24 protein-coding genes and 2 pseudogenes are annotated in these 18,758 nt (G+C 65.8%); 14 read left to right on the top strand and 12 right to left on the bottom strand.

The features are described from left to right. The first annotated feature begins 8 nt into the window (after positions 1 to 8). From pdxY to QDT69_RS08095, 6 genes are all read left to right on the top strand, one after another. Positions 9 to 881 (top strand): pyridoxal kinase, encoded by an 873-nt coding sequence (gene pdxY / locus QDT69_RS08070; RefSeq protein WP_279706062.1) that lies wholly within the window; start codon positions 9 to 11, stop codon positions 879 to 881. 16 nt (positions 882 to 897) lie between these two features. Continuing rightward, positions 898 to 1,524 carry a LysE family translocator gene (locus QDT69_RS08075; protein WP_279706063.1) on the top strand — a complete coding sequence of 209 codons (627 nt, stop codon included), beginning with the start codon at positions 898 to 900 and terminating at the stop codon, positions 1,522 to 1,524. Continuing rightward, positions 1,524 to 1,868: a tRNA-binding protein gene (locus QDT69_RS08080; protein ID WP_279706064.1), complete on the top strand. Its 345-nt coding sequence runs from the start codon at positions 1,524 to 1,526 to the stop codon at positions 1,866 to 1,868. The genes QDT69_RS08075 and QDT69_RS08080 overlap by 1 nt, the downstream gene beginning before the upstream one ends. A gap of 140 nt (positions 1,869 to 2,008) precedes the next feature. Further along, positions 2,009 to 2,239, top strand: coding sequence for a hypothetical protein (locus QDT69_RS08085; protein ID WP_279706065.1), 231 nt, complete (start codon positions 2,009 to 2,011; stop codon positions 2,237 to 2,239). A gap of 9 nt (positions 2,240 to 2,248) precedes the next feature. Then, positions 2,249 to 2,422: a hypothetical protein gene (locus tag QDT69_RS08090; RefSeq protein WP_279706066.1), complete on the top strand. Its 174-nt coding sequence runs from the start codon at positions 2,249 to 2,251 to the stop codon at positions 2,420 to 2,422. A gap of 358 nt (positions 2,423 to 2,780) precedes the next feature. Beyond that, positions 2,781 to 3,017, top strand: coding sequence for a hypothetical protein (locus QDT69_RS08095; RefSeq protein ID WP_021079644.1), 237 nt, complete (start codon positions 2,781 to 2,783; stop codon positions 3,015 to 3,017). A gap of 74 nt (positions 3,018 to 3,091) precedes the next feature. Here QDT69_RS08095 and QDT69_RS08100 read toward each other — a convergent pair whose 3' ends face one another. Next, on the bottom strand, positions 3,092 to 3,613 hold the full coding sequence (locus tag QDT69_RS08100) for a DUF1993 domain-containing protein (protein ID WP_279706067.1): 522 nt from the start codon (positions 3,611 to 3,613) through the stop codon (positions 3,092 to 3,094). Positions 3,614 to 3,764: 151 nt separating this feature from the next. Continuing rightward, on the bottom strand, positions 3,765 to 3,950 hold the full coding sequence (locus tag QDT69_RS08105; RefSeq protein ID WP_128970955.1) for a hypothetical protein: 186 nt from the start codon (positions 3,948 to 3,950) through the stop codon (positions 3,765 to 3,767). A gap of 177 nt (positions 3,951 to 4,127) precedes the next feature. Here QDT69_RS08105 and QDT69_RS08110 point away from each other — a divergent pair, with 177 nt between their 5' ends. Further along, positions 4,128 to 4,856: a class I SAM-dependent methyltransferase gene (locus QDT69_RS08110; RefSeq protein ID WP_279706068.1), complete on the top strand. Its 729-nt coding sequence runs from the start codon at positions 4,128 to 4,130 to the stop codon at positions 4,854 to 4,856. A gap of 2 nt (positions 4,857 to 4,858) precedes the next feature. Here the strand turns inward: QDT69_RS08110 and QDT69_RS08115 are convergent, their stop codons facing one another. The 3 genes from QDT69_RS08115 to QDT69_RS08125 form a co-directional block, all read right to left on the bottom strand. Next, positions 4,859 to 5,065, bottom strand: a complete 207-nt coding sequence (locus tag QDT69_RS08115) for a hypothetical protein (protein ID WP_279706069.1) — start codon at positions 5,063 to 5,065, stop codon at positions 4,859 to 4,861. A gap of 104 nt (positions 5,066 to 5,169) precedes the next feature. Continuing rightward, the gene (locus QDT69_RS08120; RefSeq protein WP_279706070.1) at positions 5,170 to 6,738 is read right to left on the bottom strand and encodes a serine hydrolase; all 1,569 of its coding nucleotides are present in this window, start codon (positions 6,736 to 6,738) and stop codon (positions 5,170 to 5,172) included. 291 nt (positions 6,739 to 7,029) lie between these two features. Next, positions 7,030 to 7,596, bottom strand: a complete 567-nt coding sequence (locus QDT69_RS08125; protein ID WP_279706071.1) for a septal ring lytic transglycosylase RlpA family protein — start codon at positions 7,594 to 7,596, stop codon at positions 7,030 to 7,032. Between the two features lie 381 nt (positions 7,597 to 7,977). Between QDT69_RS08125 and QDT69_RS08130 the strand changes: the two genes are divergently transcribed. After that, on the top strand, positions 7,978 to 9,048 hold the full coding sequence (locus QDT69_RS08130; protein WP_279706072.1) for a hypothetical protein: 1,071 nt from the start codon (positions 7,978 to 7,980) through the stop codon (positions 9,046 to 9,048). A 74-nt stretch (positions 9,049 to 9,122) separates the two neighbouring features. On the opposite strand, the gene QDT69_RS08135 is transcribed toward QDT69_RS08130, so the two are convergent. Further along, entirely contained in the window at positions 9,123 to 9,752 is a 630-nt protein-coding gene (locus QDT69_RS08135) for a L,D-transpeptidase (RefSeq protein WP_246787626.1), read from the bottom strand. Between the two features lie 176 nt (positions 9,753 to 9,928). Between QDT69_RS08135 and QDT69_RS08140 the strand changes: the two genes are divergently transcribed. Beyond that, entirely contained in the window at positions 9,929 to 10,309 is a 381-nt protein-coding gene (locus QDT69_RS08140) for a hypothetical protein (RefSeq protein WP_279706073.1), read from the top strand. Between the two features lie 13 nt (positions 10,310 to 10,322). Here the strand turns inward: QDT69_RS08140 and QDT69_RS08145 are convergent, their stop codons facing one another. Both QDT69_RS08145 and QDT69_RS08150 read right to left on the bottom strand, forming a co-directional pair. Beyond that, positions 10,323 to 11,105, bottom strand: a complete 783-nt coding sequence (locus QDT69_RS08145) for an SDR family NAD(P)-dependent oxidoreductase (RefSeq protein WP_279706074.1) — start codon at positions 11,103 to 11,105, stop codon at positions 10,323 to 10,325. Positions 11,106 to 11,138: 33 nt separating this feature from the next. Then, entirely contained in the window at positions 11,139 to 11,729 is a 591-nt protein-coding gene (locus tag QDT69_RS08150) for an NAD(P)H-dependent oxidoreductase (protein ID WP_279706075.1), read from the bottom strand. Between the two features lie 190 nt (positions 11,730 to 11,919). On the opposite strand from QDT69_RS08150, the gene QDT69_RS08155 reads away from it, so the two are divergent. Both QDT69_RS08155 and QDT69_RS08160 read left to right on the top strand, forming a co-directional pair. After that, on the top strand, positions 11,920 to 12,171 hold the full coding sequence (locus QDT69_RS08155) for a hypothetical protein (RefSeq protein WP_279706076.1): 252 nt from the start codon (positions 11,920 to 11,922) through the stop codon (positions 12,169 to 12,171). Between the two features lie 185 nt (positions 12,172 to 12,356). Continuing rightward, entirely contained in the window at positions 12,357 to 14,438 is a 2,082-nt protein-coding gene (locus QDT69_RS08160) for a methyl-accepting chemotaxis protein (protein WP_279706077.1), read from the top strand. A 156-nt stretch (positions 14,439 to 14,594) separates the two neighbouring features. On the opposite strand, the gene QDT69_RS08165 is transcribed toward QDT69_RS08160, so the two are convergent. Together QDT69_RS08165 and QDT69_RS08170 are read right to left on the bottom strand one after the other, a co-directional pair. Then, the gene (locus tag QDT69_RS08165; protein ID WP_279706078.1) at positions 14,595 to 15,758 is read right to left on the bottom strand and encodes an acyl-CoA dehydrogenase family protein; all 1,164 of its coding nucleotides are present in this window, start codon (positions 15,756 to 15,758) and stop codon (positions 14,595 to 14,597) included. A 315-nt stretch (positions 15,759 to 16,073) separates the two neighbouring features. Continuing rightward, complete coding sequence (locus QDT69_RS08170) at positions 16,074 to 16,751, bottom strand: nitroreductase (protein ID WP_146984255.1); 678 nt, start codon at positions 16,749 to 16,751, stop codon at positions 16,074 to 16,076. 150 nt (positions 16,752 to 16,901) lie between these two features. On the opposite strand from QDT69_RS08170, the gene QDT69_RS08175 reads away from it, so the two are divergent. Beyond that, complete coding sequence (locus QDT69_RS08175) at positions 16,902 to 17,150, top strand: hypothetical protein (protein WP_279706080.1); 249 nt, start codon at positions 16,902 to 16,904, stop codon at positions 17,148 to 17,150. Between the two features lie 211 nt (positions 17,151 to 17,361). On the opposite strand, the gene QDT69_RS08180 is transcribed toward QDT69_RS08175, so the two are convergent. Beyond that, on the bottom strand, positions 17,362 to 17,607 hold the full coding sequence (locus QDT69_RS08180) for a PilZ domain-containing protein (RefSeq protein WP_279706081.1): 246 nt from the start codon (positions 17,605 to 17,607) through the stop codon (positions 17,362 to 17,364). Between the two features lie 71 nt (positions 17,608 to 17,678). Further along, positions 17,679 to 18,050: pseudogene (locus tag QDT69_RS08185) on the bottom strand (helix-turn-helix domain-containing protein); the annotation flags it as partial. 168 nt (positions 18,051 to 18,218) lie between these two features. On the opposite strand from QDT69_RS08185, the pseudogene QDT69_RS08190 reads away from it, so the two are divergent. Beyond that, positions 18,219 to 18,515 (top strand): annotated as a pseudogene (locus QDT69_RS08190) (PilZ domain-containing protein). Between the two features lie 45 nt (positions 18,516 to 18,560). After that, positions 18,561 to 18,749 (top strand): hypothetical protein, encoded by a 189-nt coding sequence (locus QDT69_RS08195; RefSeq protein ID WP_279706082.1) that lies wholly within the window; start codon positions 18,561 to 18,563, stop codon positions 18,747 to 18,749. Positions 18,750 to 18,758 lie beyond the last annotated feature (9 nt).

Genomic DNA, 18,758 nt, shown 5'->3' on the forward strand with positions numbered 1-18,758 from the left:
TGCGGACGATGACTGTCATCTCGATCCAGTCACAGGTCGCCTGGGGCCATGTCGGCAACAGCGCCGCCACCTTTCCGATCCAGCTGCACGGCATCGACGTCGTCGCCGTGCCGACCACGCTGCTCAGCAACCGGCCGGGCTATCCGACCATCCGCGGCCGGGTGCTCGACGTGCAGCTGGTCGCCGACCTCCTGCAAGGCATCGAGGAACGCGGCGCGGTCGAGGGGGCCCGGATGATCCTGTCGGGCTATCTCGGCTCGGCCGATATCGGCTTTGATGTCGCCGACTTCGTCGCCCGCGCGAAAGCGGCGAACCCAGCCCTGCTCTATTGCTGCGATCCGGTGCTCGGCGACCGCGACCGCGGCATGTTCGTGCGCTCGGACATCCCGCCGCTGGTGCGCGACCAGCTCTGTCCGCTGGCCGACATCATCACGCCCAACCATTTCGAGTTCGAGTTCCTCTGCGGCGCCCGCGTGACGACGATCGATGACGTCATCGCGCGGGCCCGCGCGCTGATGGCGCGGAGTCCCGCGACCATCGTCATCACCAGCGCCGAGCTTGCCGGCACTCCCGAGGCCGAGATCGAGACGCTGGCAATCGAGCGCACTGCCTCCGAGGGCATTCGCGCCTGGCGCGTTCGCACCCCGCGGGTGCCGATCAGCCCGTCCGGCACCGGCGACCTGTTCGCGGGACTGTTCACTGCCGCGCGCGTGCGCGGCTTGGCGACGCCGGACGCGCTCAGCCACGCCGCGTCAGGCATCCACGGCGTGCTGGTGCGCACGGCGGAAAGAGGAACCGAGGAAATGCGCATCGTCGAAAGCGCTGGCGTGATGCTGGATCCGAAGCCGCGTTTCGCGGCGGTCGCGATCCCTGCATCCTGACATCCGGGACACATTCATGATCGACACCACCACCCTCCTCACCTACGCCGCCGTCGTGCTCGGCCTGTTCCTGATCCCCGGCCCCGCGGTGCTGCTGGTGCTCGCACGCTCCGTGACCGGCGGACCGCGCGTCGGCGTCGCCACCGGGTTCGGCATCGCGCTCGGCGATCTCGTCCACACCGCCGTGGCGACGTTCGGCCTGTCGGCCGTGCTGATGACCTCGGCGCTGGCGTTCTCGATCGTCAAATATGCCGGCGTGATATACCTGATCGTGCTCGGCGTCCGTGCCCTGTTCGAGAAGAATGACGACCTGCATCTGCCCACGGCGCGGCCGATCGATCCGAGGCGCGCGTTCCGGCAGGCTATCTGGGCGGAAATGCTCAATCCGAAGACCGCGCTGTTCTTCCTCGCCTTCCTGCCGCAATTCGTGCATCCCGGTCACGGCTCGGCCGTCGCGCAATTCGCGACGCTGGGCCTGATCTTCGTGGTGATGAGCGCGGCCTACACCTCGCTGCTCGCGCTCGCCGCCGGCCAGATCAGCCCGTGGATCCGGCGACATCGCCGCATCGGGCAGTGGCAGGGCCGCGTGGTTGGCACGATCTACATAGCGCTCGGCATCCGCCTCGCATTTCAGGAGCGCTGATGTCTCCGCTCAAGCCGCAAGCCACATATGACGACTTCGCCCGCCTCGATGTCAGGATCGGCAAGGTCGTCGAGGTGCAGCCGTTTCCGCGTGCCCGCAATCCGTCCTACAAGGTCGGCGTCGATGTCGGCGCCGGGCGGATCATGTGGTCGAGCGCGCAGATCACGAATTACGAGCCGGCGGCGCTGGTCGGTTCGCTGGTGGTGTGCATCTGCAATCTGGGCCCGAAGAACATCGCCGGTTTCACCTCGGAACTCCTGATCCTCGGCGCCAAGGACGCTAGCGGTCAGGTGATCGCGCTCGGCCCGCGCAGCGAGGTTGCGGTCGGCGAGCCGATCTTCTGACGGCCGCTCTCATCACAGCCGCGTGATTCAAATTGTCTGAAATCCCCGTAGTTTACCGATGGGGGATGATCCGGATTCTCGATGCCCTCGCGCACTGCTATTCCATCGCGCGAGAATCGCTTCGGCATGGGAATCGGAAGATGTCCGCAGTTTTCTTTCACTGCTCCGACGACAAGCACGTCATCCTGGATCGCATCGGCGCCGCAATGGATCTTTCGGAAGCACGGGTGCATGCGGAGCAACTGGCGCGCAGCTTTGTCATGACACCGAGCGCGGAGGACTGGCGCAACTGGGCGGTCCATGTCACCGACGACATCGGGACCGAGATCTTCGAGCTGCCGTTCACCGCCATCCTCGGCGAACTGCACTGAGGGCGTGCCATGAACGCAATGGAACTCGCCCTGCAGCCCTTGCGCCGCCGCCTCGCCCGCCTCGTTGCGCGCTGCGTCGCGCTGCTCGACGGCGTCGTCAACCCCTATCGCCCCGAGCTGTATTACATGCGCGGGCCCGGCCCGAAATGCCGCGCCAGGCGCCAAGCCGTGCTGCGCGACTAGCGCCCAAGGATCGCCAGGGAGCGCCTTGGGAGCGCCAATGGGCGTCCGCAAACGAGAAAAGGCCGGCGGGCGTTACGCCACCGACCTTCTCCTGCAGCTGCCGGTTCCCGGAGTCCGGTTCCGCCGCGATCCACTTGGTCTTAAGCTTGCGCCGACAGTTTTAATCAAATCTTAACGGCATGGCGGTGTGCTGGACCAAAGACTTCTTCGCCGTGCCGCGCGTGTCTGATCGTTCATCGTGCCTGACGCGCTGCACATCGTTTTTGCGCGGATCGCTCGACGATTGTGCGCCATGCATCTTAGGGAACACACGACTCAGTGTTACCCTGTGATGCAAACCGAAACGGGGAGCTTCGGAATGCCGTACTACACCTTCGATCTCGTGGTGGGGGACGAGTTCCGCAATCAAGGAACGATCATCCTCGAAGACATCAGCCTCGCCTCCGATCGCGCCGATCAGCTCGCCAATGAGCTGTCGCAGGTCAAGCCGGAGCTCAAGGCGCGCGGTTGCGCCGTGCGCGTCACCGACATCGACCGGCGCGAACTCTACCGGACGCCGCTCGATCCCGTGCCGCGGTGGCGCAGGATCGGCTAGCGTCGGCAGGCCTCAGGTTCTGACGATCGCGCTTGTTGCCGCGCGCGCTTGGTCTTGCTGCGCGCGGCGACCGGTTACTTCTTCAGGTTCAAGCGGCCGATGAAGTCGCGCTTGCCAAGCGGCGCGCCCTTGTGGCGGAGGATGTCGTAGGCCGTTGTCGAATGAAAGAAGAAGTTCGGCAGCGAGAACGACATCAAAAATCCTTCGGCCGTGAACGGCATCGACCGATCCCCGACCTTGAACGTCACTTCGCGCCCGAGCAGCGCATTGACCGCATCCGGCGCCAGGGCCGACAATTCGCTGTGCGCGTCCTTCACCAGCGCCTGCAGTGCGGCATAATCCAGATCGGGCTTGCCGGACGGCGGGACGAACACGCCGCTCTTCGCCGCCTCCATCGCGCCGCGAGAGTGATGCGCGAGCGAGACCACCTGAAAGCGGAACGGCAACATGTCCGGAAACAACCGGGTCTCGACGATCTCGGCCGGATCGATGCCGTTGTCCTTGAAATGCGCGAGGCTCTTCTCGAGAAAGCCCGAGGCGGAGCCGAGGATCTGCAGATAATTGGCGACCGTCGCGTCGTAGAGTGAAAAGGTCATGGCGAATTCCCCCAGATAGAATTTGTCTGCTGCTTGCCGGAACAGAGTTCCCGGAATTTCCAGCGAAGGCAAGCGGCTCCGGGGAGTCGCAGATCGAATGATCCGGCGCGCGGCACCGGACTCATTCGATCAGACATAGTGGTTGACGCAATCAGCTCTGATGCGGTCCGCGCATCATCTTCAGGGCGTCCTCGATATGGCGCCAGTCGCGGGCATCTTCGGTCTCCCCTTTGCGCTCGCAGGCCACCGCGTTCTGCGCCGCCTGCGCAATAGCCTCCGGGCCGTGCTTCAGCAGCATCTGCCGCGCGATGGTGTGGATTTGCATCTCGGCTATCATGGTGCTCTCCTCGGCTGTCGGCTGCCGCCGGACGGGCGAATGCGCATCCCGCGGCGCTGACATCAGAAACCGCCGAATGCCGCCTCTGGTTCCCGCGCGCGATGCAATCGGCGGTTCCCACGCGGCGCGGCGGCGGTTACAGAGACGAACACCATCCGTTTGCCGAGTTGCCCTGCCATGGCGCAAAACATCTATGATGATCCCGGCTTCTTCGCCGGCTACAGCCAGCTCCCGCGGCAGGTCCGCGGGCTGCTCGGCGCGCCGGAATGGCCCGCGATCCGCGCCATGCTGCCTGATGTCGCGGGCAAGCGCGTGGTCGATCTCGGCTGCGGCTTCGGCTGGGTGGCGCGCTGGATGCGCGAGCAAGGCGTCTCCGACGTGCTCGGCGTCGACCTGTCGCAGACCATGATCGCCCGCGCCACCGCCATGACGCAGGATCCGGCCATCACCTACGAGATCGCCGACCTCGAAACGCTGGAGCTGCCGAAGGCCACATTCGACCTCGCCTACAGCGCCCTCACCTTCCACTACATCAGGGACTTCGATCGCCTCGCGCGCATGCTGTATCGCACGCTCGTCGCGGACGGACATCTGGTCTTCACCATCGAGCACCCGATCTACATGGCGGCCGCCCATCCTGACTGGGGACAGGATCAGGACGGCCGCAAGACCTGGCCGGTCAACCGCTACTTCATCGAAGGCGAACGCCGGACCGACTGGTATGTGAAGGGCGTGCTGAAATATCACCGCACCATCGGCACCACGCTCAACGCGCTGATCGGCGCCGGCTTCATGCTGCGCCGTGTCGAGGAATTCTCCCCGACGCGCGAGCAGATCAAGGCCATGCCCGAGCTCGCCGACGAACTCGAGCGGCCGATGATGCTGCTGGTGTCAGCGCAGCGGTAGAGCTAAGCCGCGAGCAGCTTGTCGAATTCCTCGGGCGGGTATGATTTTCCGTCCTTGTCGGTGATCACTACCTGCCATCCCTCGCTGGCCCAGACCCTGGCCTTGGCGATGATGATGAAGGTGCTCTCCCGCTCGATCCTGACCGTTTCGTTGTCGCGTTCTGCGATCATCTTGTAGGCCAACGCTTGTCCCTCGCCGACATAGTCCATCCGGCGGTGTGTTGGCAGCGGCTTTGGGCTGCATTTCGCTGGGAGTGTGACAATTTGGTGGAAGCCTGCCGCAAGATGCGGCAGAGCGCAATTTGCGGTCGCGGCTACGCCAATTTGCCCATCAAGGTCGGCATATCCAGCGCCGACGAGTTGACATTGACGCTGCGCGCGAATCGCATCTGCGGTCCCTCGAAGGTGCAGGTCACGGTGTCGCGGAACGCCGATTCCACGAACGTCCAGGTCATCACGAAGGTGCGCAGGTCGCGCCAGGTGCCGCTCGCGACCACGCGCATCACATCGGGCTGGTACTCGTGATGCAGCTTGTTGCCGGTCATCGTCGTGGTGCCCTCGCGCGGCGCGTCGAGACCGACCTCAACCTTGTGCGTGCCTCTGCCATCCTCGAGCGTGAAGGTGCAGGTCTTGTCGGCGAAGCTGAGACCCACCGATTTGATCGCGTCGGCATTCTCCGGCATCTGCCAGGTCTTGCCCGAAATCTGCGCCGCGACCGGCGACGATGCCGGCACCAATGGCGGCAGCAACTGCAGGGCTGCGGTTCGCGCCTTCAGCTTCTCGGCATCTCCATCGTTCTTGGTCGCATTACCGGAGAACATCGCCGGGAAATGCCGGAACACCAGCTTGTTGAAACCACTGCGCTGCGGAATGCCGGCACTGATCGCCAGCACTGCATTCTGCTTCGGGAAGACGAAGCTGAGCTGGTCGAACAGGCCGTCGGCGTAGAACGTCTCGGGCCCGATCCACCATTGATAGCCGTAGGTGTCCTTGACGTGCGGCTGCTGCACCGCCGCCACCCAGTCGGCCGGCAGCACCTGCTTGCCGTTCCACATGCCGTTCTTCGCATACAGAATGCCGAGCTTGAGGCAATCGACCGTCTTCCAGCTCAGCCCGTTGGCGCCGGGCGAGATGCCTTCCGGCCCGACCGGCCATTCATAGCCTGAGATTCCGAGAGGATCGAAAAATCGTGGCTTCAGATAGTCGGCCACAGCCTCGCCGGTCGTCTTGGTGACGATCGCGGACAGCAGATAGGTCGCGGCCGAGGTGTAGACCCATTTGGTGCCGGGCTGGTAGACGACCGGGATTTTGAAGAACTCGGCGACCCAGCTGGTCCTGATCGGCCGCCACGCCGAGCCCGAGGTCATCGACGCGTGGCCGGTGCGCATGGTCAGAAGATCCTCGACCGTCATCGCGGCAAGCTTGTCGTCGACGACAGGCGGCAGCTTGTCCTTGAAGAACGAGATCGCCTTGTCCTGCAGGCCGAAACGCTTGTCGGCCAAGGCGAGCCCGACCGCGCTGACAGTGACGCTCTTGGTCAGCGAATGCATCATGTGATTGCGGTCGGCGCGATACGGCGACCACCAGCCCTCCGCGACCACCTGGCCGTTGCGCCACAGCATGAAGCTGTGCAGCTCATAACCCTGGCGGTCGACCTCGTCGAGAAAATCGAGGATCGCGGATGGCGCGATGCCCTGCTCTTCCGGCCGGCCGCGCGACAGCCCATCGGCAAAGCCGGTTTCTGCCTGCGCCGTCGTCACGGTGCCAATGCGTCCGTCCGGCGCAAGCAGCACGGCGGCCCCACCCAGGAACAGCTGCAATGCTCCGCGCCGTGACGGCTGACCTGATGCGACGCCGTCAGTTTCTTGATTGTTGTTGGGCATGGGCCATCCTCCGAAAGCAGAACGGAGGTTATGGCTCCCGCCAGTCGTGTCAACGCATGCGGCGCGCATGCCCGCTCACAGAAAAATCCCGCCTTGGCGGGACAATCCAAGGCGGGGAAAGGTTCGTTGGGTAGAAATCCACGCGCCTGGAAAAAGCGAGCACGGGGAAGTAGCGGCGCCAATTCTATTGGGCTGGGTGGTTCGGACAACAGGATTAAAGCGCGCTCAACGCCGGGACTTTTTCCCGATCCGGCCGGCAAAAAATCCCGAACCTCGCTCGAGCGATGTGGCTCACTGCACCACGTCGAGCCGGACATTCGCGACGCCCTTGCCGATCATGCCGAGCGACTGTGCCGCGGAATACGAGACGTCGAGGATACGCCCGGGGACGTAAGGCCCGCGGTCATTGACGCGCACGGTCACCGAGCGGCCGGTCTTGACGTCAGTGACGCGCAGCTTGGTGCCGAACGGCAATGTCGGATGCGCGGCAGTCAGTTCGTGCGCGTTGAACTTCTCGCCGCTCGCGGTCTCCTGCTCGTCGCTGTAGAAGCTCGCAACGCCCTGCGATGCGAGCTTGCTGTCGGCAGTCTTGCGCGCGGCGTAGGGGGCATGCCGGTGCGCGGTTGCGACATGTGCGCGCGTCGCCGATGACGCAGCCCGCGTCGGCTCGGCCGACGCCGGCCGGCTCGCGAGCGCCTGCGAGCGCTGGCTGACGACCGAGGACTGTGCGCAGGCCGCAAGCGACGCTGCGCCGATCACGGCCGCAAACAGCCGCAACGGCTTTCGCGCCGCTGGCACCGCGCCGCGCGCACGGCCGATAACGTCGACGTACGAAATGACTGCATCGTCGCGTGACATGTTGCATCCCCAACTCGCGCCCCAGCCCAAGCCGAAAATCCAACACCCGCCTAATGAGCCGAATCCAATCGGGGCAGAACGGTGGCGGACAGCAGTCAGACCCGCCGCGCACCGCGCGATTTCCTCTCGGGTGTGGTGGATGCGCCACACAACTCAGGAGATTCCTCCGGGAATGCAGCCCTGGAGCTCCCCGCCTGCGGGTCAATTCCCGCGGCCTCGGCCGCCGGCTTCGGTTCCCGAAACTCCTCAACCTCTCCACCCTCTCGCCTTGCTTTGGTCAAACCCGGCTGGAGTTGTGGGGACAGGGCCAGGGGTCGATACAGAGCGAAATTTGCCGGCCGCCCATTTGCGGTTTGACCTTGGACTGAAACGGGGACCGCCATGCAATCCACACTGAAAGACGCAGATCCGCACGATATTTTCGCGATCGAACCCAGCTTCGCTCCGGCCCGCCCGGACAATGCCGCCGCTGCGGCAGCACCCGCCGGCAAGGGGGCGCCGGGACAGCGCGAGCCGTATTTCGGGCCGAGTCTCGCACCCTCGTCCACGCCGTCGATCGCTTACGCCGCGGCGGCCGCCTCGGTGCCACCGGTCACGCCGACACCGGTGCCGCCGGCCGCGCCGGAATATAGCGCCGCAAGCCATGACGGCAGGCTGGACGACATCCGGCTGGAGCGTGCGCCGCGCCCCACCAACAAATGGGCGATCCGCGCCTTCTGGTTCGTGTTCGCGATCGCCGGCGCCATGGGCACCGCGGCGTGGCAGCACTACGGACATCGCGTCAAGCAGCTGGCGGCCGAATACGTGCCGCAGGTCGAGGCGCTGACATCGCTGCTTCCAGGCAAATCGACCGCCGCTCCCGACCAGGCGAGCCCGCCGGCCGCACAGGCGGCGACCACCGAGCAGCCCGCTGAGGCTGCTCCGGCGGCTGCGCCACAGGACGTCGCCACAGCCGCGCCTGCCGCAGCACCGGCCGCCGCGGCGGCGCCGGTCGCGGCCGTTGCCCCGGCAGCGCCAGCCGCACCCGCGCCTGACCAGACGCAATTGCTGCAGTCGATGGCGCGCGATCTCGCGTCGATGGGACAGCAGATCGAGCAGCTCAGGACCAGCATCGATCAGCTCAAGGCCAGCCAGGATCAGTTGGCGCAGCGTGTTGCACGGACGACCGAGACCCGGGCCGTCGAACCACGGCCGGTCGCGCCGCGCCCGCGCGCCGCGGTCACGCCTCAGGCGGTGCCGCATGCCGCCGTTGCTCCTCCTCCGATCCGTCGGCCGGCGCAGGCCTATATCCCGCCGCCGCCTCCGCCGGCATCAGCGGCGCCGCTGCCGGCCCCCGTCGCGGTCGCGCCGCAGGCTGCCGCACCGCGCCCGGTGCAACCGCAGCAACAGTCGAACATCGTCGATGCTGATGATGGCGGCCCCGTGGTTCGGCCGCCGATGCCGCTGCGCTGACGGCTGACCAACGGCCAAAGAAAAAGCGGCCGGTCGCGATGACGCGATCGGCCGCTTTGCATTTCGTGTACGAATTACGCGCTCTGTCCCGGCGGCAGCACCACCACGGTCGCGCCCGGCTTGACGTGCTGGTAGAGGTCGATGACGTCGGCATTGTTCATGCGAATGCAGCCCGACGAGATCGCCTGCCCGATATATTCGGGCTGGTTGGTACCGTGGATGCGGTACAGCGTGTCCTTGTTGCCCTGGTAGAGGTAGATGCCTCGGGCACCCAGCGGATTGGCCGGTCCACCGGCGACCCGCTTGGGATAGGGCCCGAGCCGCTCCTGGATGTCCTGGGTCGGAACCCAGTCGGGCCACTCGGCCAGACGGCCGACCGTGGCTACCCCGGAGAACGCCATCGCCTCCTCGCCGACAGCGACGCCATAGCGGATCGCCTTGCCGCCGGGCAGCACGTAATAGAGGTAGCGCGCGTCGGTATCGACCAGGATCGAACCCGGCTGTTCCTTTCGCCTGTAATCGACAATGTGGCGCTGGAACTGATCCGGGATCTTGGCCTCCGCATAGGGCGGATGCGCCAACAATTGCCTATCGCGCGGCGTCATCGCGGCATCCGTCACCGGCGACAGCGTCGCCTGCATGCAGCCGCCAAGTGCAAGCGAACCCACCAGCACCGCAGCAAGCCCCAACTTCGACACGATCATTCTCCCCTGCGTCAACTTGTGGCACTTGCTGCCGAAATCGTGCTGAAATCGTGGCAAGCCCGATTGGAACACGGCTGTTTGATCGGTTCCCTCGGGAAGTGTGTCCTTACGGTTGCAGTCGGTTCCCGCGGACGCTAGCCTTGCGGCAAAACGTCTAAAACTTCGGGAGGAATTCGATGCGTTTTGCTCTGCTGATCGGCGGCCTGATCGTCGCGGCAACGCCGGCCCACGCCGATCCGCGCGCGGCCTATGTCACGATGGTGCTGCAGGCCTTCGCGGCGAAGGTCGAGTGCCCCGGCACCGATCTGGTCTATCAGGACCTCGTGCAGCGCGCGCAGGACATGCACCTGCCCGACGGCACCACCGAGCAGGTGCGCAAGGCGATCGCCTACATGCACACCGGCGGCAAGATGGGCGAGAAGCAGGCCGACGACCTGATGACCGAAGTTGCGATCGCAACCCAGACCACCGACCTCGATCAGCGCCGCGCCGGCAGCATGACGACCTGGTGCCAGGACCAGAAGACGCGGCTCGCGGGCTACATCAGGACCAAGTAATCCACTTCAATTCTCAATCGAGCTCCGGCGGCGCGAACCAGTTGGTCAGCGACAGTCCGCCGTCGACCACGATCGATGCGCCGGTGACGTAGCCGGAGAGCTTGTGCGAGAGCACGGCGAGCGCCAGCGGCGCAAGATCGTCCGCCTGACCGAGCCGGCCGAGCGGAATGTGCTTTGCCAGCGCGGGATCGGCGACGAAGCCGCCGGCCGTGATCGCGCCGGGCACCAGCGCATTGACGCGGATGCCATGGCGGCCGCAGCTCTCGGCAAGCTCCTTCACCAGCATCGCCATGCCGGCCTTCGCAGTCGAGTAATGCGGCAGGTTGCGCGGCGTGCCGGCATGCAGCGAGGTGAGCAGCAGGAAAGAGCCCGGCGTCTTTGCTGCCATCAGCTTGCGCGCCAGTTCGCGCGACAGATGAAAGCCGGCATCGAGATTGACCGCGTGCATCTGCCGCCAGGTCACTTCATCGACCGCCATCGCATGATCGGCCTCGCGGCGCGGCGGCGAAGCGCTATGGACGAAGTGCGTCACCTGTCCGACCTTCTCTTGCGCATGCGCCAGCAGGGCGTCGCAGGCCGCGCGTTGCGCGAGATCGCCGACCCACGGCGCCGCTAGCTCGGGACGCGGAGCGGCCTTGATCGCGGCCAGCACCCGGTCCTCATGCAGATCGGCAAACACCGTGCGCACACCTTCGCCGACCAGCGCCTGCGCGATGGCGCGGCCGATGCCGTTGCCCGCGCCGGTCACCACGGCCGCCTCGCGCGCGGGATCGAACGGCGATGTGAAAAGGCTCATGATCCCCGATCTCCCGGACTTGCAGATCTGCGCTCAGTATGGCGGCGCCTTGCGCGCCCGCTGCGCCTTGGCGGCTTCGATCCACCAGGTGAAGTCGTCGGCGAAGCGTGGAAAGGCGCGTTCGAGCGACTTGCCGCCCTCGCCGATCGGCTTGCCGTCGGCCGACAGCGTCTGCGCGATCGGCCCCGCGCTGATCGTGCTCGACACCACCACCATGCCCATCTCCGACAGCGTGCCGTGCCAGGCGGTCGCGGCGCGTGCTCCGGCGAACCGTCCGGCCGAATAGCTTGCGATCGCGGCCGGACGCCAGAACCATTCCTCGAGGAAATGATCGGTCAGGTTCTTCAGCCCGGGCTGGATGCCCCAATTGTATTCGCCGGTGACGAACAGGAAGCCATCGGCGCCGCGGATCTTCCCGGCCAGCGTTTCGAGCACGGCCGGCGCCTGCCCCTTGGGATGCTCCTTGTACATCCGGTCGAGCATCGGCAGCCCGACCTCCTTGGCATCGATCAACTCGACATCGTCGCCGCGGGCGCGAAAGCCGTCGACGACGAAGTGGGCCAGCCGGATGCCCACGCGATCCGAACGATAGGAGCCGTAGAGAACGAGAATGCGGTGGGTCATGGGGCAATCCTAGCACGGCACTGCGACGGTCGTCCCGCGACTTGGCGCGAAGACCCGGCGCGCAGACGTTAACCTCCGCTCGGGGGTATTTTGCCGGCGTTAAGCAATTGGTCGCAGGCCGGCCGCGGCGGCCAAAAATCGCCAGATTTGTTTTCTGGATATGTCGTCGCTTCGAGAAAGGAGAACCGACATGCCGATCGCAAGGCTGATTTTCGCAGGCTCGCTCGCGGCCATCGCCGCCATCGCCACACCGGCGCTGGGCAAGAGTGCCGAGCGACAGAAGGTCGACGAGAAGTCCACCACCGCCACGCCGACGGGCTGCCAAGCCTACCAGCAAGCCCCGGACGGCACCTGGAACCAGCTTCCCTGCGGTGAGGCGGGCTCCCATGGCTCGACCCAACAGCGCGCGGCGACCAAGAGCGCGAACGACGAGGAGCGCTGATCGTCGCGCCTCACCCGCGCGCTTACCCTTAGCCTTGCCGCCAGTGGCGGCGAGGCGGCGCGGCGCCTTCGACTTTCGAATGATCCGGATCGCCGGACCACCGCGGCTCCGCATCATAAACCCAAGCTTAATGCGCACCCAATACGGTTGAGGTCTCTCCCCTCGTCCGGAATGGCGCACATCCCATGAAAATCGGTACTCTCCTGACGACCGCGATCGTCTCATTGTCCGCGGTCGGTGGCGGCCTGGCGGCCTATGTCGCTGTCACCAAGTACCAGACCATGGACAAGGTCTCGACCGCGCAGAGCCGGCTCGAAATCGTCCGCGCCGTCGGCGATATCCCGCGCTACATGAACCCCGAGCGTGGCTACGCCACCAACCTGCTGCTTGGGGAAGCCACGATCGAACCGAAGCAGATCGTCGAGCTCGACCGCCAGCGGAAGCTGACCGACGGTGCCCTCGCCAAGGTCAACCAAGTCCGCGCCACCCTGCCGGGTTCGCTCGATGACGGCGAGGCGGTCGCGCGCGAGATCGACGCGCTGAAGGTGAAGTTTGCCGGGCTGCGCGACGCCATTGCCGCTGCGATCGCCGGTCCGGCCGAGGCCCGCCGCGCCGCCGCCGCCAAGATCGTCGCCGACAATTCCGTGTTCAACGCCGGTGTCACCACGCTGCTCGACGAGCAGGTGCGCCGCCTCGCCGGCCTCGACGGCAATGCCTATCGCCAGGCCAGCTACGCCAACGTCGCCTGGATGCTGCGCGATACCGGCGGCCTCAATGCCAGCCTGCACAAGGCGCTGGTCGGCGCCAAGCGCGTCGCGACCGAGCAGGAGAAGATGGAGCTCTATCGTTCGACCGGCCGCACCGAGCAGATCCTCTCGACCTTGCAGGAGCTGCGCAACAATCCGGCGACGCCCGCCAACGTCATGACGGCGCTCGGCAAGATGCAGGCCGATTACGTCGAGCGCTTCGGCAAGGCGTTGAAGCTCGCCAAGGAAGGCGCCGTGACCGGCAAGTACGAGCTGGATCTCGACACCTACTATCCGGAATCGCAGGTGGGCCTCGCCGCCATCATCACGGTGCGCGACGCGTTCTATGAGAATGCCGAGCAGGTGCTTGCCAGCGCCTATTCGGCGGCGCGCTTCAGCTTCGTGATCGCAATGATCGGGCTGCTCGCAGTCATCGCCGTCAGCGCCGGCCTCATCGTCATGGTCCGCCGCCGCATCCTCAACCCGATCGCCGCCCTCACCGGCCGGATGTCGCGTCTGGCCGCGGGCGACGTCGCCGAGGCGATCCCGGGCGCCGCGCGCAACGACGAGATCGGCGCGATGGCCGCCGCCGTGCAGGTGTTCAAGGACAACAGGATCGAAGCCGACCGCCTCGCGACCGAGAAGGAAGCCGAGAACGACGTCAAGATGCGGCGCGCCCGGGTGCTCGACGATCTGACCCGCGCCTTCGAAGCCAAGGTCACCGAGCTGGTCGGCGGATTGTCGGCGGCCTCGTCCGTGATGGAGGACACCGCGCAATCGATGTCCGCAACGGCGGCGGCCACCAACCGTCAGGCCGCGGTCGTCGCCGCTGCGTCGGACCAGACCTCGACCAACGTGCAGACGGTCGCGAGCGCGACCGAGGAGCTGACCTCATCGATCTCGGAGATCGCCCGCCAGGTCGCGACCTCGACCGAGATCGCCGCGCGTGCGGTCGACCATGCCCGCCGCACTGGCGATACCGCGCGCTCGCTGGCCGAGGGCGCGCAGAAGATCGGCGACGTCGTGACGCTGATCCAGAGCATCGCGGCGCAGACCAATCTGCTTGCGCTCAACGCCACCATCGAGGCGGCTCGCGCCGGCGAGGCCGGCCGCGGCTTTGCCGTGGTCGCCTCGGAGGTGAAGTCGCTGGCCGGTCAGACCGCCAAGGCCACCACCGAGATTTCCGAGCAGATCACCGCGATCCAGACCGCCAGCGACGAGACCGTGACCGCGATCCGCAGCGTCGTCGATGTCATCACCGAGATCGACCAGATCGGCACCGCGATTGCCGCCGCGATCGAGGAACAGGGCTCGGCGACCAAGGAGATCTCGCGCAGCGTTCAGGAAGCCGCGCGCGGCACGCAAGAGGTCAATTCCAACATCTCCGGCGTGCAGCGTGCCGCCGACGACACCGGCGCCGCCGCGAACCAGGTGCTGGGTGCGGCCGAACAGCTCTCGACGCAGTCGAAAGACCTCGCCGGTCAGGTCAACCGCTTCCTCTCCGACGTGCGGGCGGCGTAGCCGAGCGTATGCCGTAGTCACGGCGTGACGACGACTCTATCCCCGTCATTGCGAGCGCAAGCGAAGCAATCCATCGTACCGCAAGTGGAGAGATGGATTGCTTCGTCGCTGTCGCTCCTCGCAATGACGCGGATCGCTTAGGGGCTCCGCAGCTCCCTAACCTCCCCGCAGGCCGAGCACGCGGCGGGCGATGGCCTGGCGATGGACTTCGCTCGGGCCTTCATAGACCCGCATCAGGCGGGCCTTCTGCCAGAGCGCGTTGAGCGGCAATTCCAGCGTCACCCCGAGCGCGCCGAGCGTCTGCATGGCATGATCGCAGGCGTCATAGGCCATCTCGGTCGCGAACACCTTGATCATCGAGGCTTCGTGGCGGATGTCCTCGCCGCGGTCGGTCTTGTCGGCGGCATCGCGCACCATCAGCCGGCATGCATGCATGCGCGTGGAGATATCGGCGATCCACCATTGGATCGCCTGGCGCTCGGCGAGCTTGACGCCGAAGGTCTCGCGCTGCTTGGCGTGCTCGCACATCATGTCGAGCGCGCGCTTGGTGATGCCGACGCAGGTCGATCCCATCTCGAGCCGCCGCGTGCGCAGGCGCAGCTGCATCGGTGCGTAGCCCTTGCCGACCTCGCCCAGCACGGAGTCCTTCGGGATGCGGCAGTCCTCGAACACGATCTCGTAGGTCGAGCCGCCGCCGACCATCGGGATCTCGCGCTCGATGATGAAGCCGGGCGTGCCCTTCTCGACGATGAAGGAGGTGATGCCGCCCTGGCGCTGATCGCTGCCGACCCGCGCCATCACGATGATGAAGTCGGCGGCGCGCGCATTGCTGATCCAGATCTTGCGGCCGTTCAGCACCCATTGCTCGCCCTCGAGCATCGCCCGCGTCTTCATGCCCGCGGGATCGCCGCCGGCGCCGGGCTCGGAGATCGCGATCGCCGACGCCATCCGGCCTTCGATATAGGGCTGCAGATATTTCTTCTTCTGCGCGTCGGTGCCGACCGCCTGCAGCATGCGCAGGTTCGGCGAGTCCGGCGGCAGCACGAACGGCACGCAGCTGCGGCCGAGCTCTTCATGCACCGCCGCCATCGTGCGCGTCGGCAAATCGTGGCCACCGAGATCCTCGGGCGCATCAAGGCCCCAGAGGCCGAGCTCCTTGGAGACGTCGCGCAGCCGCTTGCGATGCTCCGGCGTGAGTTCGGGATGATCGCTGCCGGGCAGTTTCGATTTCAGATATTGCGGCTCGAGCGGGATCAGTTCGCGATCGACGAAGCGCGCGACGGTCTCGCGGATCATGGCTGTCTGTTCATCATCGCTCATCTGGGATTCCTCGCCTGTGTTGTTTCGCTTCACAAAACCAGTAGCGCATTTTTTGTCGGCAGGAATAGCGGAAACGCGCGCTCACGCTGACTGTCGCGCGATGGTTTCATGGTGCGGAATTCAATATCCCGCGGCGCGGTCAGCGTACTCAAATGCGCAAGATGTGGCGGCGCGTCAGGCAATCGATCACGCCGCGAGATCGTTGTCAGCGAGGAAGCGATCGACGATCAGCACGCCGATCGCCGCCGCTTACGCGCGGAGCGGCGTGCAGTCGCCCCACGCATATGCAGGCGTGCGCGATCCCGCTTCACTGCCCTAGTCGGCAAAGCCGACGTAACGGACGAAGTCGCCGTTGGCCTCACGGTCCGACCGCACCGCATTGGCGGCAAAGCTGTCGTCGGGGTAGCCCATCGCAACGCAGGTCATGATCACCTGGTCTTCCGGGATGTTGGCGACCTCGCGCACGATGTCCGAGCGCATGATGCCCTGGCCGTTGATCACGCTGCCAAGGCCGCGATCCCAGGCGGCCAGCACGATGCCGTAGCAGAGCGCGCCGAGATCGAAATGGCAGACCGCGCCGGGATCGAGGATCCGGTCGTAGGCCAGCACCAGCGAGACCGGGGCGTCGAACTGGCGGAAGCCGCGCAGCACCCAATCCTGCCGCATCGGCTTGTCGTCGCGGGCGATGCCCATGGCGCCGAACAGCTTCTTGGCGATGTCGACCTGGCGGCCGCGATGCACGCCCTGGTACTCGCCATGGCTGACGATGTCGCGCTTGGCCTTGGCGCCGGCGACCATCTCCTCCATGTTGCGGCGGCGCACTTCCTCCAGCGGCTCCCCGGTCAGGACGTGGACGTGCCAGGGCTGGGTGTTCATCGAGGACGGCGCCCGCTTGGCCACCTCGATGATCTCCTCGACGGTCGCCCGGGACACCGGCTGCTTCTTGAACCCGCGCACGCTTTTGCGTGTCTGTACCAGCGTCTCGAATTCCATTCCGCGTTTCCCCCATTTTGTTCCGCGCCGCACACGGAATTTTCCCGCGGCTATCCGGGTATTTTATAGACAAAATCGGCTGTGGGAACTTGATCGGGCCAAGAATCCGATATCCAATCCGGCCACTGGTTTGGTTTAGGGAGAACCCAGATGAAGCGGATTTTCTTGGCGGCGGTGATCGCGACCTTTGCCGCCGGTTCGGCATTTGCACAGGACGCCTCCTGCGAGACGAAGGCCGTCGGCAAGGACGGCAAGGCGCTGGCCGGCGCAGCCAAGACCTCGTTCATGAAGAAGTGCACGATGGATGCCTGCGAAAGCAAGGCGGTCGGCTCCGACGGCAAGAAGCTCGCGGGCGCGGCCAAGACCTCGTTCATGAAGAAGTGCCAGAGCGGCGCCTGAGCCCCCTCGCCGGCGCTCATCTAGCCCCTCTATCGGGACAGACCATCGGGTCGCGCAGGGCGCGGCCCGTTGACCATTGACGGGTCGCGCAGGGCGCGGCCCGTTGACCATTGACGGGTAGCGCAGGGCGCGGCCCGTTGACCATTGACGGGTAGCGCAGCGCGCGGCCCGAGCGGCTGTTGACGGGTGACGGACCCAGCTCGGCGGGCGCTCAGAACGAGACGCCGACCCGGACGCCCTTGCTCCAGACCCGCCGGCAGCGCTTCCTCGTATTGCCGTGAAACATCTCAAAACGCTCCGGCAGCTGGATTGGCTTTGCGAATTCCAGACAGGCCCCGCCGGCGGAATAGTCCACCAGCCGGCATTCGATCAGCGGCGCCTTCGGGTCGAGCTGAAGCTTGACCACGCTGGACACGCATCCTGACGGACGAACACGCGCAAATCGTCGGGGATGCATCAGGGCCGCCTCTGGTGGAATCGTACCAACAGATTCCCCGGCCGGCGTTAAGATTCCGTTCAGACGAATGGTTACGATTCGTGTCTGCTCGATGACGGATCGGCTCGCACGGCGCCGTCACGGCGCGAGGCCGCCAGCGTCTCCGACGGCGCTTCCCCGAACTGCGACCGGTAGCTCCGCGAGAAGTCGCTGAGGTGCCAGAACCCATAGGCCAGCGCGCAGGCCTTGACGCTCGGCGCCCCGGCGAGCAGCTGCTGGCGCACCAGCCAGAGCCGGCGCAACCGCAGATAGCGATGCAGGCTCATGCCCCGGTAGCGCTGGATCGCATCGTGCAGCGTGCGCACGGACACGCCGATCTGCCTCGCGATTTCGCCGCTGTAGATCGGATGCGCGACGTCGCCGGCCAAGATGGCGCGCGCGTCGTTGAAGACCTTGAACTGGCGTGGTGTCTCTTCCACGGAGGTGTGGAACGCGCCACCGCCGCCAAGCACGATCAGCGCCGCCATCAATGCCGCCGCCCGCGCCTCCGCAAACCCGCCAGCCACGATCCCTCACGCGGAGGCACGGGCCACGGTGGTTGCGAAGCCATTTCAAGCAGCATGAGCAGCGTCATGACGTATGGTGACCGCAGGGCGGAGCGCGTCAAGAGACGCGCCATCCCGTCAATCTGATGGGCGTCGCTGGCACCTGGCGACGAGGTTGCATCCTGCTCGACGTCTCGCAGAGCGGCGCCCGGCTCGAGGTCGACGGAACATTGGATGTGCTGAAGGCCCAGGAGTTCTTCCTGGTGCTGTCCTCGCGAGGACTGGCGTTCCGGCGCTGCGAGCTGGTTCGCGTCGACGGCACCGAGATCGGTGTGCGATTCATCGAAGAACGCAAGCGAAAGACGCCCCGTCATTCCGAGATGAGGATCGGCGGCAAACCGGCCCGAGGGGGAAGTTGACGAGATGACCATGCAGAGAGCCACCAACATCGCGGTATCGACCGTGTCCGCCGTATCGCTTCGTGGGACAATCGAAATTGATTGCGCTGAGACGGTCGCGACGTTCGAGATCGACGACGAGCTCGCCCATCGCCTGTGCGCCGACCTGGAACGCTTTCTGACCCAGGTCCCGCGCCGGGTCCGCACGGCGCGGTTCTGACACCGCTGA

The organism is Bradyrhizobium sp. CER78 (genome assembly GCF_029846235.1).
Classification (GTDB): Bacteria; Pseudomonadota; Alphaproteobacteria; order Rhizobiales; family Xanthobacteraceae; genus Bradyrhizobium.